This window comes from Sphingosinicella sp. SM1-17, assembly GCF_056821765.1.
On sequence record NZ_JBPDIO010000001.1, the window covers coordinates 488,146 to 515,115 of the forward strand.

Below are 26,970 nucleotides of genomic sequence, written 5' to 3' on the forward strand. Positions count from 1 at the left end.
CAATGTTCCTGTCGATCCTGATCCTGGCCGTCGGTCAAGCAGCGGCGCCTGACATTCAGCTCAACGCTCGAGTCAGCGCTCGGGACGTCAGGATCGAACGGAGCGGCGAGGCTTCGCTGGAGGTGCGCGGCGGACCGGGAAGCGAGGTCCGGGTGGACAAGCCCGCGGGCAATGCGCGGCAGCGCTATCGGAACGTCGACCTCCGGGTTGTGGCCGAGGCGCGAGTTGCGGATCCCCGCCAAAATCCGCAACCGCCGGAAACCGCCGACCCGCAACGACGTTGAGGCTCCGAAACAGGGAGGAGTCCATGCTTATGAAACAGGTTGCCGTGGCAGCGGCCGCCGCCGCTTTGTTGATCGCCACGCCCGCCGCCGCCCAGCGCAATCAGCAGCGCGACGCTCAGCAGCCTTCGCCCCCCTCGCCGCTCGCGCAGCAGGCGATGAGTTCGGGCGATCAGCCGGACGTGCTGCTCGACGTTCCCAACCTGTCCGTCGAGCAGCTCACGATCGAGGTCAACAACCTCCAGGTCGACCTGGCGCTCGACGCCAGGCTCGCCAATCTCCTTCAGCTCACCGCCGGAGCCAATGCCCGGATCGACAATGTGAAGATCGACATTCGCGGCGTCCGAGCTCAGGCGACGTTGATCGTCCGCCTCGACAATGTGCGGGCGATCATCGAGCGCACTCTGCAGACACTCGACAACAATCCGCAGATCGTCACCCAGCTGCTCTCCACTGTCGACAACACGGTGAACACCGTGGGCGGAGTGGCCAACAACACCGTCAGCACGGTCGGCGGAGTGGCCAGCAACCTGCTTCAGAACGGCCAGGTGCTCGACCTCGCCCGGGCCGGATTGACCGAGGTTTCGCGAACGGTGAACAGCGCCGGTCAGACGGTTCGTCGAGTAACCGATCGAAGCGGAAACCTGCTCGAGGTGGTGACCGACGCCGCCAACCGGATCGTCTCCTCGCGTCGGATCGCTCAGCAATAGGCGAATGTTGATCGCAAGGAACGGGAGGACGACGGCGACCGAGCGCGCTAGAAAGCACCATGCCTACGCGATCCGACAAAGCCGCCGCCTTCGCTTCGCTCCACCGCAAAGGGGAACCCGTCATCCTCTACAATGCCTGGGATCCAGGCAGCGCGAAGGTCGTGGCCGAGGCAGGCGCGAAAGCGATCGCCAGCGGAAGTGCTTCGGTCGCCGCCGCCTTTGGCTTTGACGATTCCGAGGCGCTTCCGATCGAACTCGCTTTGGCAAACGCTGCCCGGATCGCCGCAGCGGTGGATTTGCCCGTCAGCGTCGACTTCGAGGGCGGCTATGCGGCCGAGCCAGAAGAGCTTGCCGCCAACATGATGCGGCTTGCCCAATCCGGGGCGATCGGCTGCAATTTCGAGGACCAGATTGTCGGCGGCGAAGGACTGTACCCGATCGAGCGGCAGCAGGCGCGCCTTCGCGCTGCCCGGTCTGCCGTCGGACCTGACTTCTTCATCAACGCGCGCACCGACATCTTCCTGAAGTCCAGGGCCGACACCCATGACGAAGCCAAGGTGAACGAAGCACTCGAGCGGGCGCAAGCCTATGCCGAAGCGGGGGCAAGCGGCTTCTTCGTGCCCGGCCTGGCGGATCTTACCCTTCTCGAGCGGATCTGCTCCCTTTCGACTCTGCCCGTCAATTTCATGGCCTTCCCTGGCGCTCCGTCCACAGCCCAGGTGGCGGCAGTGGGTGTTGCCCGTATCAGTCACGGCCCCTTCCCCTACAGGCTCGCAATGAAGGCGCTCGATGAAGCGGCGCGGCAGATCTACTCCACCTGACCCCTCCCCTTCGGCGCTCCCATTTCGCGACTCCTATGATGGGCTCCGCCGACATCGACCATTGGACTGAGCGCTAAGGCAGGTTTAAGAGTCGAACAGGAGCGCGAACGTGCGCCCGCGACGTGAGGAGGCGCTTCATGGCGAAGGTCACCGGTCTCGGAGGAATCTTCTACAAGGTCGCGGACCCTGATCGTACCCAGAGATGGTACGAGGACATGCTCGGCATCGGCAGCGACTATGGCGCGGTGTTTCCCTGGAGCCTCGAGGCTGGCAACGATGCCTACAGCCTTCTGAGCCCCTTTGCTGCGACGACCGAATACATGCAGCCTTCGACGGCCGAGTTCATGATCAACCTGCGCGTCGACGATCTCGACGCGATGATCAGCAAGCTTCGGGAAAAGGGAATCGAGATCCTGGGACGGCAGGACGAGGACTATGGCAGGTTCGCCTGGATACTCGACTGCGACGGGATCAAGATCGAACTGTGGCAGCAGATCGGCCCGGTTCCACCCGAGCCCTGATCATTCGGCAGCGGCGCTGCGGCGTTCCTGCTTCTTCTTGAGACCGAAAAAGGCTCCGCCCGAAGAGGATTTCAGGACCGTCCGACGAAACAGGCGTGACGATATGCGGATGATCAGGACAACCCAAAGCGCCTGCCACGCGAGCGCGAGCAGGTGTGGCCAGAGCATCTCATACTGGGCTGCATAGGCGATCATCGTCATCGGTGAGCTGAACGGGAACAGGTGGCCGAACCAGACGAGCAGGTCATTCTCCGAGCCCGCGGCCGTCATCGCGAGCAGGAACACGCCGACCTGCAGCAGGGTGACCGGCATCGACACGGTCTGGATCTCGCGAATGTTGCTTGCCTGGCCGCCAATACCCAGGAAGAGCGAGCCCAGGAGCATGAAATTGGTGCCGTAATAAAGCAGGATCAGGAGGATGAAGACAGGCCAGCCTACGGCCGGAGAGACATCGGGGACGAGCATCCAATCCTGGATCACCTGAACGAAGAGATAGGCAAGAGCCAGCATTCCGCCCCACAGCAGCAATCCCACGCTCGAGACTCCGAGCATGGCGATCAGCTTGCCGAGAAAGACCGAATCGAGCGGTATCGATGCCGCGAGCACCTCGATCACCTTGTTGGACTTCTCCTCCACGAGGTTCGACAGAAGCAGCGTCGCGAGCATCAATGTGACCGCGAAGATCAGGCCCTGGCCGAGAGCGGCGAGCTGGCGCCGAAGCATCTGCAGGCTGCCTGCGGCTTGGTGGGTCACGACCCGCTCAGCCGGCGCGGCGGCAACGCTCAGCCCGGCACCTTCAAGCGCCTGCGTTCGCCGGGCCTCGTCGATGATGAGCTGCAGGCGCCGACCGAGCCCGTTGTCCACACGTGACGGGCCGGTGATCACCGGCCGCTCGATCGTGCCGCTCAGAACAGCCGAATAGCCTGCGCTTTCCTCGGCAAGCAGATGGCCCGCCTGAACAGGGACATTCTCGGCTGGCTGAACCGGCCGGAGCCTCGGGAGCGCCTGAGGCGAGAGACTTGCAGTCAGCCGCTGCCGAGCCTCTTCGAGCCGCTCCACCGTTTCGCTATCGCCGACGACGGCCACCACCGGTTGGGACGCGCTTCGCTCCGCATCCTCGACCATCTGCCCGAAGCCGAAGACGAAGACCAGCATCACCACCGGTGCCAGCAGGAAGAGGAGAAAGCTGCGCGAGTAGACGCTCGCGACGAAGTCCCGGCGGGCAATCACCCAGGCGGCTTCGAACACGCTCATCATGCCGCCTCTCCCCATTCGAGCTGACTTTCCTGCATCTGGCGAGCGGCGGCCTCGCCCGCAATCGAGACGAACGCGTCGTGGAGACCGCGACGTTCGATCGACAATTCCTCGATTCCGGCGCCGCCTTCGATCAGCGCTTTCAACAAGGGTTCGATACCCTCTTTCGGCAGCTCGAATTCCCAGAAGCCTTGAAGGAGCTGCGAGTCGGCCGGAAGCGCCGAGCGCCATGGACCATCGACGCTGCGCGTTCGCAGCCGGACCTGCGGCCGGAGCCGGTCGCGGGCCTCGGCGACCGAGCCTTCGAACCGAATCTGTCCCCCGGCGATGATCGCGACTCGCTCGCACAGCCGCTCGGCATGGTGAATGACGTGCGTGGAGAAGATGATGGTCGTTCCGGCCGCTGCTTCCTCCCGGATCAGCTGCTCGAGCCGCCCCTGATTGATGGCATCGAGTCCGGAAAAAGGCTCGTCGAGGACGACCAGCTTCGGCCGGTGGACGATCGTTCCGAACAGCTGGATCGTCTGAGCCATCCCCTTGGACAGGCTCCTGATCGGCTTCTCGACATAATCGCCCAGGCCGTTGTCCCGGAGCAGGATTTCGGCTCGCTTGCGGCCAATGTCGAGCGGAAGGCCGCGCAGTGCGCCCATGAAGGCGATCGCCTCTCTCGTCGTCATGGCCGGGTAAAGCCCTCGCTCCTCGGGCAGGTAGCCGACGATCTTCGCCGCCTCGAGCGGCCGCTCATGTCCGAGGAGAGTTCGGCTTCCCTCGTCCGGCTCGATGATCCCGAGCAGCATCCTGAGGGTGGTCGTCTTGCCAGCGCCGTTGGGGCCGAGAATTCCGTAAATGCTGCCTTCGGGAACGGCGACGTCGATGCCGCGGACAGCCGGCTTGCCGTCGAACGCCTTGAAAAGGCCCTTGGCCTCTATAGCTAGCTGCACTCGGCCCTCCCCCATGGACGGCTGAGGTGGTAGAGCGAGAAAGTGTTGAAAGGCAAGCCAAACCTGCGGGAACTACTGGAGGAGAAAGCCGTCGAACTGGGCTTTTCCAGTGTCGGTGTGGCGCCCGCCGACGCAGCTCCGCTTGCCGGTGAGCGACTTCGGGAATGGCTGGACTCGGGGGCTCATGGCGACATGCTGTGGATGGAGGAAACAGCGGTTCGCCGGAGCTCTCCGGCTTCGCTTTGGCCCGAGGTGAAGAGCGTCATCTCCCTCGGAATGAGCTATGCACCCGCCGGCGATCCGCTGGCGCTCGCAGGCAGTCCGGAGCACGGCCGAATCTCCGTCTATGCGAAGGGCGCCGATTATCACGACGTCGTCAAAAAGGCCCTGAAGGCGCTTGCTCGCTGGCTCGTCGACGCGGCGAAGTGCGAGCTCAAGGTCTTCGTGGATACGGCCCCGGTCATGGAAAAACCGCTGGCGGCCGCTGCGGGCCTCGGCTGGCAAGGCAAGCACACCAATCTAGTCAGCCGGCAACATGGCAGCTGGCTCTTCCTCGGAGCGATCTACACGACCCTGGAGCTCGAGCCGGACGAGGTCCACGACAGTCATTGCGGAAATTGCCGCCGCTGCCTGAACGCCTGCCCGACAGACGCTTTCCCGGCACCTTTCCGGCTCGATGCCCGACGTTGCATCTCCTACCTCACGATCGAGCATAAGGGGCGGATCCCGGAGGAATTCCGATCGGCGATAGGCAATCGCATCTATGGCTGCGACGACTGCCTTGCAGTTTGTCCCTGGAACCGCTTCGCCGATGCCGCCAAAGCGAACAAGGCCTTCCTGCCGCGCGCCGAACTGGCCGCTCCGGAACTTGGAGACCTGCTACGCTTGGACGATGCCGCCTTTCGAAGGGTTTTTGCCGGCTCACCTATCAAGCGGATCGGCCGCAACCGGATGGTCCGCAACGCGGCCATCGCTGCCGGCAATAGCGGCCTGCCCGACCTGATCCCGCCGCTTCAAGCTCTGGTCCACGATCCCGATCCCGTCGTCGCCGAAGCGGCGCAATGGGCTCTTAATCGGATCAGCGCGACCGACGCCCCGCATTGAGCGCGGCCACGCACGAGGCCCGGTCCATCGCCCGGCCGTCCGGCAATCGGGCGTCGACATGGGTCACCACCGGCTCGGCGCTGCCGCGGGGATAGAGATAGGCATCGAGAACGCAGACCGGGGCCAGGAACTGGAGCTTGCGTGCGCTGCCTTCCCTCACGTCCAGATCCGGCGTGCCGAACTGCGCGATCAGGGCGCGCGCGGTGCTGCCCATGACCGTTTCGAGGCCCACCGTGGTATAGCTGGGCGGGGGTGCGGCCGGCCCGGTCGGAGACGGTCCCTGGGTCGTGCGCGGTACGCAGCCGGAAACCAGTGCTCCGCACAGGACAATGATCGCGACGATCCTCGACTGACTGCGCCCCGCTTCCATCCCCATGCCTCCAGGAATCACCAATTCGCCGCAACCTCAAGCCCGAGCGCCGCAGAGCGGCCACGGCTGGCCGCAAGCTTGGGCTCCCTTCCGGCCTCGCGGAGCGCTATGGAGGGCCCATGTCGCTGCCGCCCTTTCACCTCGCCTTTCCGGTTCACGATCTCGAAGCCGCGCGTCATTTCTACGGCACCCTGCTTGGTTGTCCGGAAGGACGGAGCGCCGACGAGTGGATCGACTTCGATTTCTTCGGTCACCAGATCGTGGCTCATCTGGCTCCCGGCATGGAGCCGCGCCGGCACTCCAACCCTGTCGACGGCCACGATGTTCCGGTTCCCCATTTTGGTGCCGTCCTGCCGATGGCGGAATGGGAAAGCCTCGCCGGGCGCCTGAAGAGCGCCGGCGTGGATTTCGTGATCGAGCCGAACATCCGCTTCCGAGGTCAGCCCGGCGAGCAGGCGACCATGTTCTTCCTTGATCCCTCCGGCAACGCGCTCGAAATCAAGGCGATGAGCGATCCCGGCAAGCTGTTCGCCAAGTAGGTTCATCCGTTCGCGCCGCAATAGCGGCCGTCAAGGTAGATGAGCGGGTCGATACCGTCCCGAGCGGTTGCCTCCTCGACGAGGCCGATGAAGATGCTGTGAGTTCCGAAGCTGTGGCTGTCGATCCGGCGACACAGGATCGTCGCCTGAGCCTCCGTCAGAAGCGGCGCTCCCGGCGCGTCGATGTCCCATCCCGAAAGGAACCGAAGCGCGTGTCGGCTCCGGTCGGCGAAGAGCTGCGCCACATCCTCCTGCTCGCGGTGAAGCACATTGACCCGGAAGTGAGTCACGCCCTCCATCGAGCCATGGACCGAGGCGGCCCGATTGATGCAGACGAGAAGGCTCGCCGGATCCATCGAAATCGGGGAAACCGCGGTTGCGGTGATCCCCATCGGCTGACCTTCGACGCAGATGCTGATGACGTTGACGGTCGACGCCACCCGACGCATCGCCTTTCGAAAGGCGTGAGTAAGCCCGTCGGCCTGAATCATGGGCGTGCAAATGAAGCAGCCGTTCGGCCGTGGCAATCCCGGATCATTGCAGAAGAGCTGGTAACGGGGCCAACGGTCCGATCCGACTAGGTAATTTCGCGTAATTTGAGTAGAGTGCGATTCGTCGGAGGGGGCGTGCTCGATTTCTTCTTCTTGCCGGAGAATCTGCCTTTCTCCGTCGCATTGATTCTCATGCTGATGATCGGCGGTGCCGAAGCGATCGGTCTTGGCGCCGGCGCGGTTCACCTCGACGGCGCTGGAGACATCCAGGCTGAAGGAGGCGATCTCCTCACCTGGCTCGGTATCGGGACCGTTCCGCTCCTGATCCTGCTCGTCGTTCTTCTCGCCCTGTTCGGGCTCACCGGACTCGCGATTCAGCAGCTGGCGGAGGCTCTCGCTGGCGCGCCGCTCTCACCCTGGCTGGCAGCGGCGGGTGCCCTCGCGGGATCGCTGCCGCTGACCGGGATCTGCGCTCGAGGGCTCGCGCAGGTTCTTCCCAGAGACGAGACCACCGCCGTCAGCCTCGACAATCTGCTGGGAAAGCGTGCCGAAATCGTCGTCGGGCTGGCTCGGCGCGGATCGCCCGCGCGAGGGCGGGTCCGCGACGTTCATGGCCAGGTTCACTACGTGATGATCGAGCCGACCAACGATGACGAATCGATCGCCGCCGGCGCGACGGCACTACTCGTCCGGCGTGAGGGAGAGACGTTCTTCGGTCTTCCCGACGTCAATCCGCTGCTTGCCCCGGCCGAGGATCGACCGGCGCTGAGCCGCTAGAAGGAGAAGTTCGGATGATGGAGATCGGGATCTACGCAGGCATCATCTTTGCCGCACTGCTGACCATCGGATTGATATTCACCCGGCTCTACAGACGGGCAACCAAGGAAATCGGTTTCGTTCGAACCGGCTTCGGCGGCGAGAAGGTCGTGATCAACGGCGGCGCTCTCGTTCTTCCCGTCCTTCACGAGACCATGCCCGTCAATCTCAACACCGTTCGGCTCGCGGTGGAGCGAAAGAATAATGATGCCCTGATCACCTCCGACAGGATGCGGATCGACGTGAAGGCCGAATTCTATGTTCGGGTCCGGCCGGATCGCGACAGCATCGCCATTGCGGCCCAGACGCTCGGCCTTCGCACTATGCAGCCGGAGAGTTTGAAGGAATTGATCGAGGGCAAGTTCGTCGACGCGCTTCGCTCGGTCGCGGCCGGGATGACGATGAGCCAGTTGCACGAGCAGCGATCCGAGTTCGTTCAGAAGGTTCAGCAGGTCTCGTCAGCCGACCTGGCGATGAACGGCCTCGAGCTCGAGTCGGTATCGCTGACCGGCCTCGACCAGACTTCGATCGAGCATTTCAATGCCAACAACGCCTTCGACGCGGAAGGATTGACGAAACTCACCGAGCAGATCGAGCTCCGCAAGAAGACGCGCAACGACATCGAACAGGAAACTCGGGTTCAGATCGAAGCCAAGAACCTGGACGCTGAGCGGCGCAGCCTGGAGATTGCCCGCGAGGTTGAGTTCGCCCGACTGGAACAGGAGCGCGAGGTCGAAGTCCGCCGCGCCGCCCAGGTGGCGGAAGTTGCTCAGGAGCAGGCGGCGAGGCAGCGTGAAGCCGAAGAGGCCCGAATCTCAGCCAAGCAGAAGATCGATTCCGCCCAGATCGAGGCCAGCCGACTCGTCGAGCAGGCGAAGATTGCGCAGGCGCAAGCCGTCGAGATTGCCCGCCAGGAGCAGCAGATCGCCGTCCAGAACAAGAGCCGCGAGGAAAGCCAGGCCAAGGCCGAAGCCGACAAGGCGCGGGCGGAGGCGGTTGCGGCGGAGGAACGCGTCGCCACCGCCCGTGAAACCGAAATCGCCGATCGCGCGAAGCGGATCGAGCTGATCGAAGCCGCCAAGGAGGCCGAGCGCCAGGCGATCGCCCTTCGAGTGCAGGCCGAGGCGGAAAAGCAGGCCGCGGCGGACCGGGCCGAAGCCGCGCGCGAGGAGGCCCGCGGACAGTCGGAAGCCGAAAAGCTGCGTGCGGAGGCCGCTCGGGTCCGGTTCGAAGTCGAAGCGGCTGGCCAGCGGGCAATCAACGAGGCCGCCAACCTGCTCTCGTCCGAGCAGATTTCGCTTCAGACCAAGCTCGCTCTGCTCAAGGTGCTCCCCGAAGTGGTTCGGGAGGCCGCCAAGCCGCTGGAGGCCATCGACAGCATCAAGATCGTTCAGGTGGACGGCCTCACCGGGGGTGGGGGTGCAAGCGGCGGTGGGGACGAAGCGGCGAACGGCAATCTCGCATCCAGCGCGGTGGCCGCCGCTCTGCGCTACCGGGCGCAGGCGCCGATCGTGGATGGTCTGATGAAGGAGTTGGGTTTCGATGGCTCAACGCTCGAGAGCCTCGTCGCTGGAGCGGCGCCGGCGGCCGCGGGGTCGAAGTCCAAAGCGACGGCCAGTGACAAGGCGCCGACCGTAACGGTCGTGACGGCCGAGCCGATCGAGCCGGAGAATCCGGCCTAACGCACTCGGGACGCGTAGCCGGCCAGGATTTCGCAGACCCAGCGGCCGGCCGTCAGCGCCGTGATGTCGCTGAGGTCGAGGCTGGGATCGAATTCGGTCAGGTCGACCAGCTTCACCTGCGGACGGGACGCAAGCCGGCGCGCCGCTTCGAAGAACATGTCGACCGGCATTCCCCCTGGGCGGGCCCCCGGGGCGCCGGGGCATTGGGAACGGTCGATCACGTCGATGTCGAAGTCGACCATCACGGCGTCGACATGGGCGAGCCGCCCGAGCGCCTGATCGAGGACGGGAGCAATCCCCTGCTTCCGACAGTCGGCGATGGTCCAGACGCCGATTCCGGCCGCCATCGCATCGGCGTGCATCTTGGCGGTATTCGCATAAGGCGCCAGGCCGACCTGGCAGATGTTCGCTCCGGGCAGGCCGTCTTCCAGAAGCGCCCGAACCGGATTGCCGTTGAGCAATCCGCCATCGGTCTCGCGCAGGTCGAAATGAGCATCCAGGGTGATCAGGCCGACCTTGTCCAGCGGCACACCCAGAGCGTGGGCCGCCGGCCGGGTGACGGCGTTGTTGCCGCCCAGCAGCAGGGTGAGCGGGTGATCGGTCGTGCAGCGCGCCACGGCGTTCATGATCGCCCCGAAGCCTTCGGCCGGCATGACCCCGCGAACATCCGCATCGCCCGCGTCGAGGAGTCGAAGGTCGAGTTCACGGCCGGTCTCGACGTCATAAGTGCTGAAGCGCCGCAAAGTCCGGCGGATCGTCTTGGGGGCGAGGTCGCAGCGGCCGGGAGTCACCGACCCCGCCTCCATCGGCGCCCCCACCAGCGCCAGGTCGGCGCTGCCCTCCGCGATTAGATCGGCGATGGATTTCCAGCTCATGCTTTGCCCTTACACCGGCATCGCCCTAGAAGGCGAGCCATGTGGGACCGGCTTCTGATCGACTGCCATGTCGCGACCATGGACCCTTCCGTTCCGGCGCCGTTCGGAGCGATCGAGAATGGCGCCATCGGCATCCAGGACGGCAAGGTCGTCCGGGTCGGACGCCGAACCGAGCTTGCCGGTTATCAGGCGCGGCAGATCGAGAAGCTGGACGGCGCCTGGGTGACCCCCGGTCTCGTCGACTGCCACACCCACCTGGTGTTCGGAGGCAATCGCGCGGGCGAGTTCGAGCAGCGGCTGCAAGGCGTGACCTATGAGGAGATTGCCCGGGCCGGGGGTGGAATCGTGTCAACCGTGAAGGCGACGCGCGAGGCCTCGCTCGATGGCCTCGTCGAAGCCTCGCGCCCGCGGCTGAAGGCGCTGATGAGCGGCGGAGTCACGACCGTCGAAATCAAGTCCGGCTACGGTCTCGACGTCGAATCCGAGCTAAAGATGCTTCGGGCGGCAAGGGCGCTCGGCGAGACCGAGTCGGTGCGGGTCGAAAGGACCCTCCTCGCCCTCCATGCGCTGCCTCCCGAGTTTCGCGAGCGTCGGGCGGCGTTCGTCCGGCTGGCGGTGGAGGAGTTGCTCCCGGCGGTCGCTCGCGAGAGTCTGGCGAGCGCCGTCGACGCCTTCTGCGAAGGGATCGGATTCACCCGCGAAGAGGTGCGATCGCTGTTCGAGGCGGCGGCAGCGCTGGACCTGAAGATCAAGCTCCATGCCGAGCAGCTCAGCAATCTGAGCGGAGCGGCGCTCGCCGCCGAATATAGCGCTTTGTCGGCCGATCATCTCGAACATGTCGACGAGGCCGGCATCCAGGCGATGGCCAGCGCCGGAATGGTTGCCGTGCTTCTTCCCGGCGCCTTCTACGCGCTCAAGGAGACCCGAAGGCCTCCGGTCGAGCGGCTTCGCCGCCATGGCGTGCCGATGGCAGTGGCGACCGACTGCAATCCGGGCACGTCGCCGGTCCTTTCGCCGACCTTGATGATGAGCATGGCCTGCACCTTGTTCGGGCTTACTCCGGAGGAAGCGCTGGCCGGAATGACGCGCAACGCCGCCATGGCGCTGGGCTTGGCAAACCAGGTCGGCACGATTAGCGCCGGCATGGCCGCCGACCTTTGCGTCTGGCGCGTGAATCGGCCGGCCGAGCTCTGCTACTGGATCGGCCTGCCCGGTCCGGATCGCCGGATCTTCGCCGGAATCGACACCTGACGGGGGGAAGCCTTGCCTTCAAGACTCGACAATAGCCGCCACATCCAGGCGCCTATCGGCGCCGAGATCAGCTGCCGGAGCTGGACGAGCGAGGCGGCAATGCGGATGCTGATGAACAATCTCGATCCGCGCGTTGCCGAGGCGCCCGAGGAACTCGTCGTTTATGGCGGAATCGGACGAGCGGCGCGCGACTGGGAGAGCTTCGATGCGATCGTCGCGACCCTCCGGCGGCTTGAGGAGGACCAGACGCTCCTGGTCCAGTCGGGGAAGCCGGTTGGAGTCTTCCGCACCCACGCCGATGCGCCGCGGGTCCTGATCGCCAATTCCAACCTCGTTCCGAAATGGGCGTCCTGGGAGCATTTCAACGAGCTCGATCGCAAGGGGCTCATGATGTACGGCCAGATGACGGCCGGCTCCTGGATCTACATCGGCACCCAGGGAATCGTTCAGGGCACGTACGAGACATTCGCCGAAATGGGACGCCAGCATTATGGCGGCGACCTGAAGGGGCGGTGGATCCTCACCGCCGGGCTTGGCGGGATGGGCGGAGCCCAGCCGCTCGCCGCGGTGATGGCCGGGGCGCACTGCATCGCGATCGAGTGCCAGGAAAGCCGGATCGAAAAGCGGCTCGAGACCCGCTATCTCGATCGCCGCGCCACCAGCATCGACGAAGCGCTGGAGATCATCAGCAAGGCGGACGCGCCGCTCTCCGTCGGCTTGCTCGGGAACGCCGCCGAGATCCTGCCGGAAATGGTCGAGCGCGGGATCCGTCCCGACGCGCTGACCGATCAAACCTCCGCTCACGATCCCGTCAACGGCTATTTGCCGATCGGCTGGAGCGTCGAGCAGTGGCGCGAAATGCGCGAGCGCGATCCAAGCGCCGTGGAACGTGCCGCCCGGGCTTCGATGGCGGTCCATGTGGAAGCGATGCTCGCTTATCGCGAGATGGGCGTTCCGACCTTCGACTATGGCAACAACATCCGCCAGGTCGCGAAGGACGAGGGAGTCGCCCGGGCCTTCGACTTTCCGGGCTTCGTGCCCGCTTATGTCCGGCCGCTCTTCTGCCGGGGGATCGGCCCGTTTCGCTGGTGCGCCCTGTCCGGCGATCCGGAGGACATCTACCGCACCGATGCCAAGGTGAAGGAGCTCATCCCCGACGATCCGCACCTCCATCGCTGGCTCGACATGGCCGCTGAGCGGATCGCCTTCCAGGGACTGCCGGCCCGGATCTGCTGGGTTGGCCTGGGCCAGCGCCATCGGCTCGGCCTGGCCTTCAACGAAATGGTGGCGAGCGGCGAACTCAAGGCGCCGGTCGTGATCGGCCGCGACCATCTCGATTCAGGCTCGGTCGCCAGTCCGAACCGGGAAACGGAAGCGATGAAGGACGGCTCCGATGCGGTTTCCGACTGGCCCCTCCTCAACGCGCTGCTCAACACCGCTTCCGGAGCGACCTGGGTTTCGCTCCACCATGGCGGCGGAGTGGGCATGGGCTATTCGCAGCATGCCGGAATGGTGATCGTCGCCGACGGAACGCCCGAGGCCGCCCGACGGCTCGAACGGGTGCTCTGGAACGACCCCGGGAGCGGAGTGATGCGCCACGCCGATGCCGGCTACGAAATCGCGATCGACTGCGCGCGCGAGCAGGGCCTCGACCTGCCAATGGTGGGCCGATGATCGAGCTCAAGCCGGGAAGCATCGGCCTGGCCGAGCTTCGCCAGATCTGGAGCGGTGCGCTCTTCGGCCTCGACCAGGGATCATGGGAAGCGATCGAGGCCTCGGCGGCGAGCGTCGACCGGATCGTCGAAGGTGGCCGAACCGTCTACGGGGTCAATACCGGCTTCGGTCTGCTGGCCCAGACCCGGATTCCGGGAAACCGGCTCGAGGAGCTTCAGCGCAACCTGATCCTGTCGCACAGCGCCGGCCTCGGCGAGCCGCTTGCGGCGCGCATCGTCCGGCTGATGATCGCGCTGAAGGTGATCGGCCTGGCCCGCGGGCATAGCGGCGTTCGGCGCCGGGTGGTCGAGCAGTTGCTTGCGCTCATCGAACGCGACGCCCTTCCGGTGATCCCGAGCCAGGGATCGGTGGGTGCCTCGGGCGACCTGGCCCCGCTCGCCCATTTGAGCGCGGCTTTGATCGGCGAGGGCAGCCTTTCCGTCGCGGGCGAGACTCTGCCCTCGGCGGATGCCCTGGCGCGGCTCGGGCTAGAGCCGCTGGTGCTTGGTCCCAAGGAAGGACTGGCGCTGATCAACGGCACCCAGGCATCGACGGCGATCGCTCTGGATGTCCTGTTCACGGCCGAACGCCTGTTCGGGACGGCGCTGGTCAGCGGCGCTTTGTCGACCGACGCCCTCAAGGGGACCGACATCGCCTTCGATGCGCGGATCCATGAAGCCCGAGGACAGCCGGGGCAGATTGCCGTGGCAGGCGTTCTGCGGCAGCTGCTGAGCGGGAGCGAGATCCGCCAGTCCCATGTCGGGTGCGAACGAGTCCAGGATCCCTACAGCTTCCGCTGCCAGCCGCAGGTGATGGGGGCCGCGCTCGACCTGATCCGCAATTCCGCGCGGACGCTCGAGATCGAAGCCAATGCCGTCAGCGACAATCCTCTCCTGTTCGGCGAGGAGGCGCTTTCGGGCGGCAACTTCCATGCCCAGCCGGTCGCCTTTGCCGCCGACATCCTCGCCCTCGCGCTTTGCGAGATCGGCTCGATCGCCGAGCGTCGCGTCGCCGTTCTGATCGATCCGAAGATGAGCGGCCTTCCGCCCTTCCTGATCGAGGACAGCGGGGTCAATTCGGGCTTCATGATCGCCCAGGTCACCGCCGCCGCTTTGGTTTCGGAGAATAAGAGCCTGGCTCACCCGGCAAGCGTCGACACCATCCCGACCTCCGCCGGACAGGAAGATCATGTATCGATGGCCACGCATGGCGCGCTCAAGGCCCGGCGCATCGCCGCCAATGCGGCCGGGGTGATCGGCGTCGAATTGCTGGCAGCGGCGCAAGGCGTGGATTTTCACGCGCCGCTGAAGACATCGCCGGGACTTCGGCCGGCTCATGAGGCGATCAGGGCCGCCATACCCTTCTACGACCGGGACCGGTACCTGGCGGACGATCTCGCCTGGCTCAGGAAGGCGGTCCTGGACGGCGTCCTTTCAGACGCCGTCCAGGCTCAGCTCTTTCAGTAGGTGACAGTCGGGGCGCCGGTCATGGCGCCAAGCCCGAAGAAGCTCGCCACCAGGGCGGCAACGATCATGCTGATGACGAAGTAGAGCACGATCTGAACGACGATCACGACGACGGTATAGCCGACCGCCTTGTCTTCCGGCACGCGCATCAGGCGCGGAAGACCGAGATAGAGCAGATACAAGCTGTAGATCACGCCGATCAGCCCGAGAATCCCGAGCATCGGAATGATCCCGAAGATTCCGGCAACCCATGCTGCGGTCATCGAATAGGCCGCAACCTGGAAGGCCTTCACCATATTCTTGGTGCCGTTGAAGCTCGGGGCGAGGGCGTCGATGATCAGGGCCGCGACATAGACGCTGACGAGGGACAGGATGTAGCTGAAAATCGCGGTGCCGAGCGAATAGCCGATCGACGGCTTCCAGGTGATCCCGAAGGCGCCGATTCCGAACACCTGCTGGCCGATCAGGCTGGCGATCGGACCGATCGCGGCGAGGATCATCACATAGCCGGTATAGAGACCCGCGATCGTTGCCGGCTCGGCATCGATGCGCGCCCATTCCGTCTTCGGAGTGGTCAGGATGTTCTTCACTCGCTCGACCAGCGAAGCCGGAGTGCCTGGCACGCCCCCCGGCGTGGGGTTGGTTGGCCCGTCTGTCATTGAATTGCCCTCCCTGTTGGATCGGCCGACTGAAGCATGTCCGGGCGTGAATCTCAAGGCGGAGCGGGCAAGCCTCGCCACATTCGCCGTCCATTGACCTCAACCTAAGTTGAGGAACTAGGCTGCGGCGAATCGAACCTGCGTGAAAGGAAGCGCGATGAGCAAAGGCCTGTTGGAGCATGTGAACGTCACCGTCAGCGATCCGAACGGGACCGCCGACCTGTTGTGCCGACTGTTCGGCTGGCACGTTCGTTGGGAAGGTCCGGCCAAGCTGAACGGCCGGACCGTCCATGTCGGCACCGATGACGGCTATGTCGCCTTGTGGTCGCCGCCGCCGGGAGTGCGGTTCGGCGAGGAGGACAGCCGGCTCAACCATATCGGTGTGGTTGTTGACGATCTCGACGCCGCCGAGCGACGGGTGATCGAAGCGGGCTACAAGCCCCATTCGCATGCCGACTACGAACCCGGCCGCCGCTTCTATTTCGATCATGAGGACGGGATCGAATTCGAGGTTGTCAGCTACGCCTGAGCGACGGGAGACCGGAGGCTCTGCGCCGCGACCCGTGAGCGAATTCGAAAGACTCGATCGAAATCCAAGTTGGCAAACCGGGGCGATCCGAAAGGACAGGCGCCGCTCGGCGGCGGCTACTGTTTCCGAAAAGCCAGCCGGCCAAGCGCGAGCTGCGCCTCTGGCAGGCATCCTGTCTCGAGCGCAGATCGCGATGCGGATCGAAAAGCGACAATCGAATGGGCACCTGCTTCCCGCTGATGACCGCCGAGGGAGACTGAAGGTTGGCTCTTTGTCCGAGCGGCCAACCTTCGCTAGCCGAAGAATCCCTCGCCGTCCGACAAGGACTCGGCCAGCGCTCGCGCGATCGTGAGGGCCTCATTCGGCTCGATGTTCGAGATGGACAGGCGGACTCCGGGAGGTGCCGAGAGTCGGAAGGGTTCGCCTGCCTGTACCGCCATCCCCCGCGCCGCCATGGCCTGCACCGTTCGAGATTCTCGTCGTACCGGGAGCCACAGGTGGATCCCGGATCCTCCATGGGCGACCAGCCCTTCTCCCGCGAGGGCAGCGCTGAGAGCCTCTCTCCGGTCGCGATAGGCTTCTCGAGCCTTGGCGAGCAGCGCCTCGGTTTCGCGGGACGTCCACAGGGCGTGCACGATGCGCTGCAGCAGCCGGCTGACCCAGCGCGGGCCGAGCGACTGCTGACGACGGATCCGACCGATCGTCACCGGATCGCCTAGCGTTACTCCCAGCCGATAGTCGGGTCCCAGGAACTTCGACACCGATCGCACAAACAGCCAGCGGCTCGTGCCGCCCGGTTTCAGCTCCAGGTCGCCCTCGGCCAGCGGACCCCAGTGATCGTCGAGAGCGAGCATCGTGTCCGGATGGCGCTTGAGAATGGAATCGATCTCGCCGGCTCGCCCCGCCTTTATGTCGCAGCCGAACGGGTTCTGAGCCCGCGGGGTCAGGACCACGGCCGCGGCACCGGCCTCGAGCCCGCGCGCGAGCGCCTCCGGGTCGGGACCCGAATCGTCCAGAGGCAAAGGCCGAAGCTTGAATCCCATTGACCTGAGAAGGTCCAGCAGCGGCGGGAATCCAGGGTCTTCGACCAGGACGCTCGATCCGGGACGCAGCTGAGCCCGCATCCCTCTTTCGATGGCGTCCAGGGCACCCGACATGAAGCATATGTGCCGTGGGTCCAGACCCTCTGCCGCCAGGCGTTCCTGGGCGAGGGCGACAAGGGCGGGCTCGTCGCCTTCCGAATCATAGCCAGTCGGCGTCAGGTCCACCCGATCGATGGCCCGCCGGAGGTCCGGGAGGAAGCGGACATCGACATTGCCGCTGGCAAGATCGCGCAGGCCCGGTGGCAAGGCGGTACCTCGGCCCTCGAAGACGTCCAGGCTCGCCACCCGCATTCCGCTCCGCCCGCCGTCGGTGGTCAGCACGCCGCTGTCCCGCAACCTCGCATAGGCAGCGGCCACCGTGTTTCGGTTGAGGCCCAGTTGCGCGGCGGCATCGCGGATACTGGGCAGGCGGTCGCCGGAACGAAGCAATCCCTCGCGGATCGCAGCTTCGACCGACTCCGCGACCTTGACGGCCGTATGTCCGCTCAGGTAGTTATGTCTCATGCATAACTATTTATGTCATAGGACACAAGAAAACAAGGGGATTTCTGCTGATGTTCCGAGCGCACTCGATCACTCATTCACGAGATGGATCAGCGATGACCGGCCCGCCCGGAGGATCTTCAAGCTGGCGCAGGAACCATGATCTTGATTGCCGAGCCTGAAGCTCCACCGGAAGAGCTGAGCGGCAAAGCCATGGAGAGCGGCCCATGCTGAAGACGGCCGTCGCGATCCGTCATGTCGACTTCGAGGATCTGGGCGCATTCGAGCGACCGCTCGTCCGCGCCGGCTACAAGATCCATTATTATCAGATCGGCGAAGACGAGCTGTGGACGCTGGACCCGCTCCGCACCCCGCTGCTCATCGTGCTCGGCGGCCCGATGGGCGCCTACGAGGAGGATCGCTTTCCGTTTCTTGCCGAAGAACTGGCAATCCTGGAGGATCGGATCGCTGCCGAGAAGCCGACTTTGGGTGTCTGTCTCGGCGCTCAGCTGATCGCCCGGGCGAGCGGCGCGAAAGTTTATCCCGGCGGTTCGGCGGAGATCGGTTTCGCTCCAGTCCGTCTGACCGATGCCGGACGCGCTTCACCGCTCGGCGCCCTGCCGGAGGGTCGGCCGGTGCTTCATTGGCACAGCGACACTTTCGACCTTCCCCTCCGAGCCGAGCGCTTGGCGGAGACGGACACCTGCCCCAACCAGGCCTTTGCCCTTGGACCCAATCTCCTCGCGCTGCAGTTCCACCTCGAAGCGGGCGGATCAGGCCTGGACCGGTGGCTGGCGGGCCATTCCCGTGAGCTCGTTCAGGCGGGGATCGACCCCGGGGAGCTCAGCCGACAGGCGGCCGTTCACGGGCCGGGCCTGCCCGACGTGGCGGATGCGGTACTCACCCGCTGGCTGGCGGGCCTGCGGGAATGATCGACCAGCCCGGAGGGACGCAGCTGCTCCGGAAGCGGCTTGAAGCGGTAAGGCTTCGGATCAGGGAGGCGTGCCGCCGCGCCGGCCGAGACGAAGCTTCCGTTCGCCTCCTCCCGGTGTCGAAGACGGTTCCGGCGGAGCGTCTCCGACGGGCCGTGGAGGCCGGCATCGTCGAATTCGGCGAGAACAAGGTGCAGGAGGCGCGCGAGAAGGCGGCCGCGCTTTCCGACCTCCCGGTGCGCTGGAGCATCATCGGTAACCTGCAGACGAACAAGGCGAAGTACGTCGCCCGCTTCGCGCATGAATTCCAGGCCCTGGACAGCCTGAAAGTGGCCGAAGCGCTCGACCGGCGCCTGCAGATCGAAGGGCGCGGGCTGGACGTCTTCATCCAGGTCAACAGCTCCGGGGAGCCGAGCAAGTTCGGCCTGCCCCCCGATCGGATCTTGGAATTTGCGCGCGCATTGCCGGCCTTCACGGCCCTGCGTGTCCGTGGCCTGATGACCCTTGCCGTCTTTTCCTTCGATCCGGCGCGGGTGCGGCCCTGCTTTCGATGCATGCGCGCCCTGCGCGACCGGCTCCGACAGGATGGCCCTGATGGATGTACGTTCGACGAACTGTCGATGGGCATGTCGGGCGACTTCGAGCTGGCGATCGAGGAGGGGGCGACGGTGGTTCGGGTCGGCCAGGCGATCTTCGGCCCCCGCCCGCTCCCCGACAGCCACTACTGGCCCGCAGTACCCTCGATCGGAGCGGCGACATGACCGTGATCACCATCCAGAGCCACGTCGTCCACGGCAAGGTCGGCAACAGCGCCGCCGTGCCCGTTCTGCAGGCTTACGGTCTGACGGCCGTGCCGGTGCCGACGACCTTGCTCTCCAACCACCCCCACTATCCCACAATGCGCGGCCAGGTGCTCGCTGCGGACCTCGTGGCCGACCTGCTTCGCGGCGTCGAGGAACGCAGCATTCTCGACAGCGCCTCGGCCGTGATCACCGGATATCTCGGCTCGATCGACATCGGCCAGGTGGTAGCCGATTTCATCGAGCGCGCAAAACGGCGGAGACCGGAACTCCTCTACGTCTGCGATCCCGTGTGCGGCGACGAAGATCTGGACCTGTTCGTCGATCCCTCCCTCCAGCACCTGTTCACGGAACGGCTGCTCCCGGTCGCGGACGTGGCCACGCCAAACGCCTGGGAGCTTCGCACGCTTGCCGGCGAGGCGGACATCATGGCTGCCGCTCGCGCCCTTCAGCGACTCGGAACACGGGAACTGGTGGTGACCGGAGGAGATATCCGGGCCGCCGAGCTGAACATTCTGGTCTTCGACGAAGCCGGCGTTGCCCGGATCCAAACGCCGCGACTGCCGGCCCGCCCGGCTGGAACCGGCGACCTGTTCACGGCGACGCTTGCCGCCGAGCTTGTCAACGGGCGCCGATTGCGCGCGGCAACAGCGCATGCGGTCGCGGCCGCTTATACAGTGCTGGCGCAAACGCCGCCCGAGCCCTGGTCCGAAATGCCCATTGAAGCCTGCCTGCCGAGCATCCTCGCTCCGCCGCAACTCTTCGCCATCGAGCCAATCGATGCCTGACACCAGGCGCTACAGGGTGGAAGTGATGCGATGAGGACGTTGGTGGATGGAGGTGATCCTCGACGGACCGGAAAAAGAGGCGGCGCTGTCAGACCTGCTCGCGCGGCTGCCCCATCATGACGGCTTTTCCTGCAATGTCGTCGAGGAGCAGGAGGTTTCGCGCATTGTCGAAATTGGCGACAACACACGCGTGCTGAGCCGGCAGTTCGATCCCAGATAAGCTACGACCTTGTCTCCAAGCCATCACCCTCGGGCTAGGATTTGTTGAGTCGAGTTCGATGTCCTTGGCGCCAGCTCGCGTTGCGGACTCGAGGATCCTCGGCGCAGATGGGAGGAGCTGCGGCCAACCTGTTTCGATATGGCCGACAAGAGAGTGGTCGGAGCGAGCAGCCGAAGACCCAATTCAGGTCGAGCTGACGATCGAACTCGAGGGGAAATCATCCAGCGGAAGGGATGCCTGAATCTCGCCATCCTTGAGCAACACCGTCTCGACGCCCAGCAGACCCGATCGCACCGCCTGCATCACCATGTGCGGTCGATTGCGGGCCCGCATCTTCATCCGGACATTCTCCGTATGCCGTTCCACGGTCCTCGGTGCGATCCCCAGGGCGCTTGCCACCTCCTTTGCGGAATAGCCGTTGGCGACGAGCGCCAATATCTCGGCTTCGCGCGGAGTCAGCTTCAGTTGAGCTTCCCGTTCTTTCATGTTCGCCCCCCCAGTTGCGAACTTCAGGGCTTCAGTACGCGAGTCCCGATATGATACACGAGAAGGGGCGCAAAGTCCCTTGGTAATTCTACCTACATCCGGGTTCGGGGGATCTTGGATCGAAGCTCAAGATAACAGGGGAAAAAGACCAGATATATTCTGCAAGGAATAAGCACTAGCGAACTTTTCCTCCGTTTTCGCATCAATAGCGACTCGCATCCTTTGTCTGGGATAGTCCTGTCCATCACACAGATTGGGGGGCTCAGGTGATTACGCTCTATCCCGCTGATCCATCCTCTGACGGCAGACGCGCTGGACAGAATATCCGCTACGGGAAGGGCGATTGCATCTATCTCGAAGGTGATCCGGCGCGCTTCTGGTTTGAAGTGGAAACGGGGATCGTTCGCACCTGCCGGTTCCACTCGGACGGTCAGCGCCAGCTCACCGGTTTCTTCTATTCGGGCGACGTATTCGGCGTGGAGGACGGCTGCCGCTTGGAATCGGCCGAAGCCGTGACCGACACCATCGTTCGGAGGCACAGAAGGATCGAGGATCCGCAAGGCTCCGCCGGCGGCACAAGCCGGGACACGGGCTTCCTGCTGCGCCAAGCGCTGGAGCACGCTCATGGATGCATCTTCCTGCTGGGTCGCAAAACGGCGACGCAGCGGCTGGCGGCCTTTCTGCTGGCCGTGGCAAGGCGTGCGAACGGCCGGCGCGAGTTCGACCTACTGATGTCGCGAAGCGACATCGCCGATCATCTGGGACTCACGATTCATACCGTCAGCCGCACCATTTCCAGCCTGGCGCGCGACGGCCTCATCGAACTCCGCGGCCGGCAGCACGTCCGGATCAGGAATTTCGACGGTCTGGAGCGGATCGCCGGCGACGGGCCGGAGCGTTTCACGACCCCGACCGCCACCGACCTGGCCGTACAGGCCGCTGAGTGAGTCGCGCCGGGCGAGCCAAGACCAAGACAGCCGCACTTGAAGCAAGGGGGTCAACGCCATGCACCATTGGAGGATCCATCGCGTACTGATTGCCGGCTCGGCATCCGGCCTGCTCATGCTCTGGCCGGCCGCTGCTGCGGCACAGACGAGGCCGCAGCTCGCCTACGAGATTCAGGCGCTTCGGGACGAGCTGGTGGCCCAGCGCGGCCTGATCCAGCAGCAGCAAGCGTTGATCGAGGAACAGCAGCGCAGGATTGACGACCTCGAGCGGCAGATCTCGGACGAGTCGCGCTTGTACGACCTTCGCGGCACCGGCCTGGCACTCGCCCAATCTCCCGGCGCCGTTCAGACGCCGGCAACGGATCTGCCGGATCAGCCGGTCGGGGAAGCGCCGCCCGAGCCTGATCTGGGCCGGCGCACGGAGGTGCAGGCCGTGCCGGAAGGCCAGGGCGTGCTGACTCCGCGCGGCCATCTCGTCTTCGACCCGCAGATCGAATATGTGAACTCTTCCGCCAATCGCCTGGTGTTCCGCGGTATCGAGCTGGTGCCCGGTATCCAGATCGGGCTTATCGAAGCAAGCGATGCCGACCGTCATACATTCGTCGCGACCGCCGCCCTCAGGTACGGCATCACCAACCGGTTGGAGGCGGAGGTACGTATCCCCTATCTCAGCCGCAGCGACCGGATCGAAGTGGTACAGCTGCGCGACGAAGGGATCGTCCGAGCGATCGAGCTGGAGGAAAGCAATATCGGCGATATCGAGTTCGGCCTGCGCTACCAGTTCAACCAGCCGCGCCCGCTTCGGCCGATCCTGGTCGGGCAGTTGCGGGTGAAATCGGATACAGGCCTTGGGCCGTTCGATGTCGATTACGATGAGTTCGGAGTTGCGACCAACCTCGCCACCGGCTCCGGCTTCTGGGGCATCCAGCCCGGCCTCAGCTTTCTGCTGCCGTCCGATCCGGTGGTGATCTATGGCGGCCTGAGCTATTTGTACCACATCCCGCGCAACATCGACCGAGTCATTGGGGAGGCGCCGATCGGAAGAGTCGATCCGGGCGATGCGATCACCGCGAATCTGGGCTTCGGCTTCGCCCTCAACCCGCGCTTCTCCTATTCGCTGGGCTACCGACACAATTACATCCTTCCGACCGAAACGGAGATTGGATCGGTAGTGGAAAGATCGAACCGGCTTCACGTCGGCAGCCTTACCCTGGGCCTGTCGTACCGGCTAACCGAGCGGCAGACGATAAATATCGGGTTCAACTTCGGCGTGACGGAGGACGCACCGGACCTCAACGTTTCTCTAAGGATGCCTTTCGAGATCGTCTCAGCCCGGCGGCGCTGACGGTTCAGCGGCCGAGACCGCCGGACAGGGCGCTGTGGATCACGCCTTCGACCTGCGACAGGATCCGGGCGTTCAGGGCATCGGCCCGGAACGTCTCATAGCTGTCGAGCTCGAGCGTCGCCTCCAGTTCCTGGCGCGCCGAGACATTGCTGGCCGTGTTGACGAGCACGTTCTGGATGCCGCCTTCGGTACGGTGGATGAGCGCCGTCTGGCCCTCATTCGCGAGAAACACGCTTGCCTCGCCGACGCTGATCGTCATCTGCCCACTGCTCAGGACTCCGGCACGAAGCTGCTCGGCTGACGCTTCCGTGAGCGCACCAAGCACAATCTGATGTGTTTCGTAGTCCTTGCCGTTCCAGCTGATATTCGTCTGCAGCGCCAACTCATCGTTCAGGTAAGTGCGGACTTCTGCGCCGAAACTGATGGTCATCCCACCAAAAGTGAAGCCGGCTCGCTCCTCAGACAGTTCCTGCTCGGGAACAGTGGCCGCTTGGGCGAAGTCGAACTCCTGCGCATCCAGGGGCAGGCGGTTGCCGAGAATCAGGACGCTGAGAATCGTCAATGTGCGAAGTCGGAAGGTCGCATTCATAGCGTCACCTCACGGTCCCGACGCGCACGTCGAGATGGATCAGGGGATAGACCTGATAAGTCGGCGGCAGGTGCGTCGTCAGGTCGCCGGTCGCGACCCGAAGAGCGCCTTCGTTTTCCAGCGGCGCCTGCGACCAAGGGCCCCAGTCGCTCGCCAGATTATAGGCTGGTCGCAGCGGCCGCCCGGGTTGATGGATCGCAAGTGCGATTCCGTTCCACATGCGACCGAAGTCGGCCCGACTGTAGGTGCTAAGGCCCAGCATCGGGTCGCCGACCAGCACACGGTCGCCCCGAACGCCCTTCACGACGACGAAATGCTTGAATCCGTTCAAGTCGAGCAGAACGATGGAGGGACGGCGCACCTGGGCGAGTTGCTCGACGGTCAGCCGGAAACCTTCCGCCGGAAACCCGATGCCGTGGAGGAAATTGCGCATTTCCAGCATCGAAAAGCCAACCTGCCGGATCGCCACTTGGTCGCCGTTCCGCCACATCCAGGTGAACGCTTCGCGTTCCGAGGTCGGCCGCCCGTAATGATAGGTGAGCAGGGTCGCCACGGCCGCTGAGCCGCAGCTGAAATCATGCTGCTGGCGCAGCACCGAACGGAAGGGTATCTCCCACCAGCTCATGACGTTGACTCGGTAGTCGCCGTCGGCCTCGCGGCTGAGGCGTACCTGGGCGGGAGCCGGCGCCGGGGCGAACGCCTGAAAGCCCGTTGCAAGAGCCAAGGCTGCTCCCAGCAAGGCGCGTCGGCGCCTTCGATGCTGCCCGCCGCCCATCGGTGGATCCCCTATTCCTTGAACACGATGGTGAGGCTCATGCCCGTCTGCAGGCTGACCTGCGCACCCGTGTTGATGAGAAGATTGCCGATGCCATTGAAGCTCGACAGCGCGTTGTCGCTCAAGGACACCGCCCCTGCGACAAAATCGCCGTTAAGGACGTTGCCGGATGTGATCGCCGTCAGCGTCTGGTTGGTAACCGCGATGGTCTGGCCGCCGCGCTCGTCCGCCAGCATGTTTTCTTGCAGCAGCGCTTCGTCCTCCACCGGTTCGGCGGCCGTGACGCTCAGCGCGGGCGGCTGCGGTTCCGGCGTGGATTGCTGCGGCGGTGGCAAGGCGGGATCCGCCGCGGCAAATGCGATAAGGGCAATCAGCGGAGTCATCTGTCCAGCTCCTTCACGAGAAAGGAGAGCTGGACCGCAAAACGCGGTCCAGCTCCGGAGGAGTCGATCAATCGCCTCCGCCGCCTCCGCCATTGCCATCGCCGGCACCGTTGGCGCCGAAATTGACGGTACCCTGCGCAGCGATGTTGGTGGCTGCCTGCGCGTTGGAGTTGATGCCGGTGTTCCAGGCCTGGTTCAGGATTCCGGCATAGGCCGCGAAGGCGTTGCCGCGAACATATTGTTCGCCGCTATTGTAGCCGACCGCGGTGTCGGTGTTGTCCTCGCCGTCGAGATCGACGACTTCGTCCAGCTGCTGGTTGACGTTGATGGCCGCCAGGGTCTGGTTGGCGGTGATGAAGTTGCTGCTGAAGATGCTGCCGATGTTGGAACCGCTGACATTTTCGCGGTTGTCGCCATTGGCATTGTTGGACAGCAGGTCGAGGAAGTCGTTGGCGGTATCGTCGACAATCACGTTTCCGTCAGCGGAACCGGGGCCGTCCTCGTCGACGCTGGAGGTTTGCGCCAGCGCGGGCGAAGCAATGCCGAGAATTGCAGCAGTCGTAGCGGTGAGAAGCAAGCTCTTGAAGCGCATGAGTCATCTCCTGTCTTTCGCCCCCGAAAGTCGCCTCGAAGGCTTTGTCGTTCGACAAATCGAACAGGACGATGCTTAAGCGCGTGTCGATCAGCTTGTTTTGCGATTGCGCAAAGATTTCGCCGGAACCGCTTTTTTTTGCCAAGGTCAGCTAGGCATCCTAGCTGCCGAACGCGTCCTTCAGCGGCGGGAAACGATCAGCGGAGCGAATTCCCGGCTCCCGGCCCGGTTTGCTCCGCTTGCGCGAGCGTCCGGTACGCTCCTTCGATGTATACAAGAAGGCTTCGGCGACGGCGGCCGGTGCGGCAGCGAAGCTCGATCAGGGCTGCGCAATTAGGTACTGTGTCCCCGGATTTCTCAAGCTGTCGCTCGGTTCTGCAGTTTTCTGTGATCAGGTGGTAATCACGGAAGAGGTACGAACTCTCATAGCAGAGTTGGACATAAAGCCTCGGCCCCTCAGAAGCGCGGGCCGAAGCCGAAGATAAGGGCGATTTAGTGAACTGCCACCGTGATTCCTTCAGCGACTCGGGACACAGGAACTGGTGGTGACTGGAGGAGATGTTAGGGCTCGCGAGCTGAACATTCTGGTCTTCGACGAAGGCGGCGTTGCCGAATCCAAACGCCGCGACTGCCCGCGGCTGGGTTGGATATCAGGCGGCTTGGTTTGCCGGCGCGCTCGTGATCTGGAATCGCCTACTCTGCCGGCTTCGCCGACCCGGCGGGCCGCTGCCGGGAACAGCTGAGATTGTTTCGATAGCGCCGGCTGCCGCCGATTCGCGTTCCGCTTGCGAGGATGAGCTCGAAATCCCCGCTGGGGCGGGTCTCGATCTCGATCACTGCGGCCCTCCGGACGGCGCGCGAGCGTTGAACCCGAATGAAGCCGTGGGGCGCCAAGGCCTGCTGCAGGGCCGCGAGAGACTGGCGGTGCAGCACCGAACCGAAGGCGCCGTTGAGTTCCACATAATTGCCAGCGGCTTGCACCCATTCGATGTCGTCCGGCTTCAGCCATAGAATACGGTTGCCGTCGCGAACTTCGATCGGTGCAGGTTCGGGTTTACCAGGGTCGATGGACGCCGGCCCGGGGCGGATGACCCGTTCGAAAAGCATGAAGAACAGGACCACGAGGACGTACGTTACGAGGTCCTTGCGATACTCGTAGACGAAGGTACCGACGATCGTCTCGCCATATTCGTCTCCGGCAAGCCAATAGACGAGCTTTCGCTGCGCCTGCATCAAGGCAACGTGACAGATCGACACGGCGAAGCTTGCGGCCAGATGCGCGGCAACGACCTGAAACACATTGAAGCGGGGCGCACGCAGCCGCAGCGCGGCGAGGAACATAGCGGGCGCGATCACCATCCAGGCTGCAATGCTGGTGAGCTCCCAGGTCCAAGGTTCCCAGGAGGCGACTGGCCGGCCAGCCAGCTCTCGCTCCTCGAGTTCAGTGAGAGCATTGACGACCGCCTGGAGCAGGGCGATCCCCGCGAACACCGACCAGGCTACG

At 64.4% G+C, this 26,970-nt stretch carries 31 protein-coding genes; 18 read left to right on the forward strand and 13 right to left on the reverse strand.

What is annotated here, in order from left to right; translation table 11 throughout:
• Positions 1-2 precede the first annotated feature (2 nt).
• The 4 genes from ACRYLT_RS02590 to ACRYLT_RS02605 all read left to right on the forward strand — a co-directional run bounded on the left by ACRYLT_RS02590 (position 3) and on the right by ACRYLT_RS02605 (position 2,333).
• Positions 3-284, forward strand: a complete 282-nt coding sequence (locus ACRYLT_RS02590; protein WP_482662551.1) for a hypothetical protein — start codon at positions 3-5, stop codon at positions 282-284.
• A 23-nt stretch (positions 285-307) separates the two neighbouring features.
• Complete coding sequence (locus ACRYLT_RS02595) at positions 308-991, forward strand: hypothetical protein (RefSeq protein WP_482662552.1); 684 nt, start codon at positions 308-310, stop codon at positions 989-991.
• A gap of 59 nt (positions 992-1,050) precedes the next feature.
• Complete coding sequence (locus tag ACRYLT_RS02600; RefSeq protein WP_482662553.1) at positions 1,051-1,812, forward strand: isocitrate lyase/PEP mutase family protein; 762 nt, start codon at positions 1,051-1,053, stop codon at positions 1,810-1,812.
• Positions 1,813-1,949: 137 nt separating this feature from the next.
• Positions 1,950-2,333, forward strand: coding sequence for a VOC family protein (locus ACRYLT_RS02605; protein WP_482662554.1), 384 nt, complete (start codon positions 1,950-1,952; stop codon positions 2,331-2,333).
• Here the strand turns inward: ACRYLT_RS02605 and ACRYLT_RS02610 are convergent, their stop codons facing one another.
• Complete coding sequence (locus ACRYLT_RS02610; protein WP_482662555.1) at positions 2,334-3,590, reverse strand: ABC transporter permease; 1,257 nt, start codon at positions 3,588-3,590, stop codon at positions 2,334-2,336.
• Positions 3,587-4,543, reverse strand: coding sequence for an ABC transporter ATP-binding protein (locus ACRYLT_RS02615; RefSeq protein ID WP_482662556.1), 957 nt, complete (start codon positions 4,541-4,543; stop codon positions 3,587-3,589). Before ACRYLT_RS02615 ends, ACRYLT_RS02610 begins: the two co-directional genes overlap by 4 nt.
• Positions 4,544-4,591: 48 nt before the next feature.
• Between ACRYLT_RS02615 and queG the strand changes: the two genes are divergently transcribed.
• Complete coding sequence (gene queG / locus ACRYLT_RS02620) at positions 4,592-5,632, forward strand: tRNA epoxyqueuosine(34) reductase QueG (RefSeq protein ID WP_482665378.1); 1,041 nt, start codon at positions 4,592-4,594, stop codon at positions 5,630-5,632.
• Here queG and ACRYLT_RS02625 read toward each other — a convergent pair.
• The gene (locus ACRYLT_RS02625) at positions 5,607-6,008 is read right to left on the reverse strand and encodes a hypothetical protein (protein ID WP_482662557.1); all 402 of its coding nucleotides are present in this window, start codon (positions 6,006-6,008) and stop codon (positions 5,607-5,609) included. The two genes, queG and ACRYLT_RS02625, sit on opposite strands and share 26 nt — an antisense overlap.
• A 113-nt stretch (positions 6,009-6,121) precedes the next feature.
• Here ACRYLT_RS02625 and ACRYLT_RS02630 point away from each other — a divergent pair, with 113 nt between their 5' ends.
• Complete coding sequence (locus ACRYLT_RS02630) at positions 6,122-6,541, forward strand: VOC family protein (RefSeq protein WP_482662558.1); 420 nt, start codon at positions 6,122-6,124, stop codon at positions 6,539-6,541.
• A 2-nt stretch (positions 6,542-6,543) separates the two neighbouring features.
• On the opposite strand, the gene ACRYLT_RS02635 is transcribed toward ACRYLT_RS02630, so the two are convergent.
• On the reverse strand, positions 6,544-7,032 hold the full coding sequence (locus ACRYLT_RS02635; protein ID WP_482662559.1) for a flavin reductase family protein: 489 nt from the start codon (positions 7,030-7,032) through the stop codon (positions 6,544-6,546).
• A 135-nt stretch (positions 7,033-7,167) separates the two neighbouring features.
• On the opposite strand from ACRYLT_RS02635, the gene ACRYLT_RS02640 reads away from it, so the two are divergent.
• Positions 7,168-7,809, forward strand: coding sequence for an OB-fold-containig protein (locus tag ACRYLT_RS02640; protein ID WP_482662560.1), 642 nt, complete (start codon positions 7,168-7,170; stop codon positions 7,807-7,809).
• A 17-nt stretch (positions 7,810-7,826) separates the two neighbouring features.
• On the forward strand, positions 7,827-9,530 hold the full coding sequence (locus ACRYLT_RS02645; protein WP_482665379.1) for a flotillin family protein: 1,704 nt from the start codon (positions 7,827-7,829) through the stop codon (positions 9,528-9,530).
• Here the strand turns inward: ACRYLT_RS02645 and ACRYLT_RS02650 are convergent.
• Positions 9,527-10,405 carry an arginase family protein gene (locus ACRYLT_RS02650; protein ID WP_482662561.1) on the reverse strand — a complete coding sequence of 293 codons (879 nt, stop codon included), beginning with the start codon at positions 10,403-10,405 and terminating at the stop codon, positions 9,527-9,529. The two genes, ACRYLT_RS02645 and ACRYLT_RS02650, sit on opposite strands and share 4 nt — an antisense overlap.
• Positions 10,406-10,444: 39 nt before the next feature.
• On the opposite strand from ACRYLT_RS02650, the gene hutI reads away from it, so the two are divergent.
• Genes hutI through hutH form a run of 3 tightly spaced genes read left to right on the forward strand, consistent with a single transcriptional unit; the run spans position 10,445 to position 14,835 of the window.
• On the forward strand, positions 10,445-11,656 hold the full coding sequence (gene hutI / locus ACRYLT_RS02655; RefSeq protein WP_482662562.1) for an imidazolonepropionase: 1,212 nt from the start codon (positions 10,445-10,447) through the stop codon (positions 11,654-11,656).
• A gap of 12 nt (positions 11,657-11,668) precedes the next feature.
• Complete coding sequence (gene hutU / locus ACRYLT_RS02660) at positions 11,669-13,330, forward strand: urocanate hydratase (RefSeq protein WP_482662563.1); 1,662 nt, start codon at positions 11,669-11,671, stop codon at positions 13,328-13,330.
• On the forward strand, positions 13,327-14,835 hold the full coding sequence (hutH, locus tag ACRYLT_RS02665; RefSeq protein WP_482662564.1) for a histidine ammonia-lyase: 1,509 nt from the start codon (positions 13,327-13,329) through the stop codon (positions 14,833-14,835). Before hutU ends, hutH begins: the two co-directional genes overlap by 4 nt.
• On the opposite strand, the gene ACRYLT_RS02670 is transcribed toward hutH, so the two are convergent.
• Complete coding sequence (locus ACRYLT_RS02670) at positions 14,829-15,494, reverse strand: Yip1 family protein (protein WP_482662565.1); 666 nt, start codon at positions 15,492-15,494, stop codon at positions 14,829-14,831. The two genes, hutH and ACRYLT_RS02670, sit on opposite strands and share 7 nt — an antisense overlap.
• Before the next feature lie 157 nt (positions 15,495-15,651).
• Between ACRYLT_RS02670 and ACRYLT_RS02675 the strand changes: the two genes are divergently transcribed.
• Positions 15,652-16,023, forward strand: coding sequence for a VOC family protein (locus ACRYLT_RS02675; protein ID WP_482662566.1), 372 nt, complete (start codon positions 15,652-15,654; stop codon positions 16,021-16,023).
• 293 nt (positions 16,024-16,316) lie between these two features.
• On the opposite strand, the gene ACRYLT_RS02680 is transcribed toward ACRYLT_RS02675, so the two are convergent.
• Positions 16,317-17,630: an aminotransferase class I/II-fold pyridoxal phosphate-dependent enzyme gene (locus tag ACRYLT_RS02680; protein WP_482662567.1), complete on the reverse strand. Its 1,314-nt coding sequence runs from the start codon at positions 17,628-17,630 to the stop codon at positions 16,317-16,319.
• A 206-nt stretch (positions 17,631-17,836) separates the two neighbouring features.
• Here ACRYLT_RS02680 and ACRYLT_RS02685 point away from each other — a divergent pair, with 206 nt between their 5' ends.
• From ACRYLT_RS02685 to ACRYLT_RS02700, 4 genes are read left to right on the forward strand one after another with little or no spacing between them, the layout of a single operon-like run.
• Complete coding sequence (locus tag ACRYLT_RS02685; protein ID WP_482662568.1) at positions 17,837-18,541, forward strand: glutamine amidotransferase; 705 nt, start codon at positions 17,837-17,839, stop codon at positions 18,539-18,541.
• A complete protein-coding gene (locus ACRYLT_RS02690) occupies positions 18,538-19,302 on the forward strand; it encodes a YggS family pyridoxal phosphate-dependent enzyme (protein WP_482662569.1) in 765 nt (254 codons plus the stop codon). Before ACRYLT_RS02685 ends, ACRYLT_RS02690 begins: the two co-directional genes overlap by 4 nt.
• The gene (gene pdxY / locus ACRYLT_RS02695) at positions 19,299-20,129 is read left to right on the forward strand and encodes a pyridoxal kinase (protein WP_482662570.1); all 831 of its coding nucleotides are present in this window, start codon (positions 19,299-19,301) and stop codon (positions 20,127-20,129) included. The genes ACRYLT_RS02690 and pdxY overlap by 4 nt, the downstream gene beginning before the upstream one ends.
• 46 nt (positions 20,130-20,175) lie before the next feature.
• Positions 20,176-20,349 carry a hypothetical protein gene (locus ACRYLT_RS02700; RefSeq protein WP_482662571.1) on the forward strand — a complete coding sequence of 58 codons (174 nt, stop codon included), beginning with the start codon at positions 20,176-20,178 and terminating at the stop codon, positions 20,347-20,349.
• 183 nt (positions 20,350-20,532) lie between these two features.
• Here ACRYLT_RS02700 and ACRYLT_RS02705 read toward each other — a convergent pair whose 3' ends face one another.
• Positions 20,533-20,835: a response regulator transcription factor gene (locus tag ACRYLT_RS02705; protein ID WP_482662572.1), complete on the reverse strand. Its 303-nt coding sequence runs from the start codon at positions 20,833-20,835 to the stop codon at positions 20,533-20,535.
• Between the two features lie 266 nt (positions 20,836-21,101).
• Here ACRYLT_RS02705 and ACRYLT_RS02710 point away from each other — a divergent pair, with 266 nt between their 5' ends.
• On the forward strand, positions 21,102-21,782 hold the full coding sequence (locus ACRYLT_RS02710) for a helix-turn-helix domain-containing protein (protein WP_482662573.1): 681 nt from the start codon (positions 21,102-21,104) through the stop codon (positions 21,780-21,782).
• Between the two features lie 58 nt (positions 21,783-21,840).
• Entirely contained in the window at positions 21,841-23,127 is a 1,287-nt protein-coding gene (locus ACRYLT_RS02715; RefSeq protein ID WP_482662574.1) for a transporter family protein, read from the forward strand.
• 4 nt (positions 23,128-23,131) lie between these two features.
• On the opposite strand, the gene ACRYLT_RS02720 is transcribed toward ACRYLT_RS02715, so the two are convergent.
• The 5 genes from ACRYLT_RS02720 to ACRYLT_RS02740 form a co-directional block, all read right to left on the reverse strand.
• Positions 23,132-23,716, reverse strand: a complete 585-nt coding sequence (locus ACRYLT_RS02720; RefSeq protein ID WP_482662575.1) for a hypothetical protein — start codon at positions 23,714-23,716, stop codon at positions 23,132-23,134.
• A 4-nt stretch (positions 23,717-23,720) separates the two neighbouring features.
• Positions 23,721-24,440, reverse strand: coding sequence for a C39 family peptidase (locus ACRYLT_RS02725; protein ID WP_482662576.1), 720 nt, complete (start codon positions 24,438-24,440; stop codon positions 23,721-23,723).
• A gap of 62 nt (positions 24,441-24,502) precedes the next feature.
• The gene (locus ACRYLT_RS02730) at positions 24,503-24,874 is read right to left on the reverse strand and encodes a hypothetical protein (RefSeq protein WP_482662577.1); all 372 of its coding nucleotides are present in this window, start codon (positions 24,872-24,874) and stop codon (positions 24,503-24,505) included.
• A gap of 67 nt (positions 24,875-24,941) precedes the next feature.
• Positions 24,942-25,466, reverse strand: coding sequence for a hypothetical protein (locus ACRYLT_RS02735; RefSeq protein WP_482662578.1), 525 nt, complete (start codon positions 25,464-25,466; stop codon positions 24,942-24,944).
• Positions 25,467-26,159: 693 nt separating this feature from the next.
• On the reverse strand, positions 26,160-26,957 hold the full coding sequence (locus ACRYLT_RS02740) for a LytTR family DNA-binding domain-containing protein (protein ID WP_482662579.1): 798 nt from the start codon (positions 26,955-26,957) through the stop codon (positions 26,160-26,162).
• Positions 26,958-26,970 lie beyond the last annotated feature (13 nt).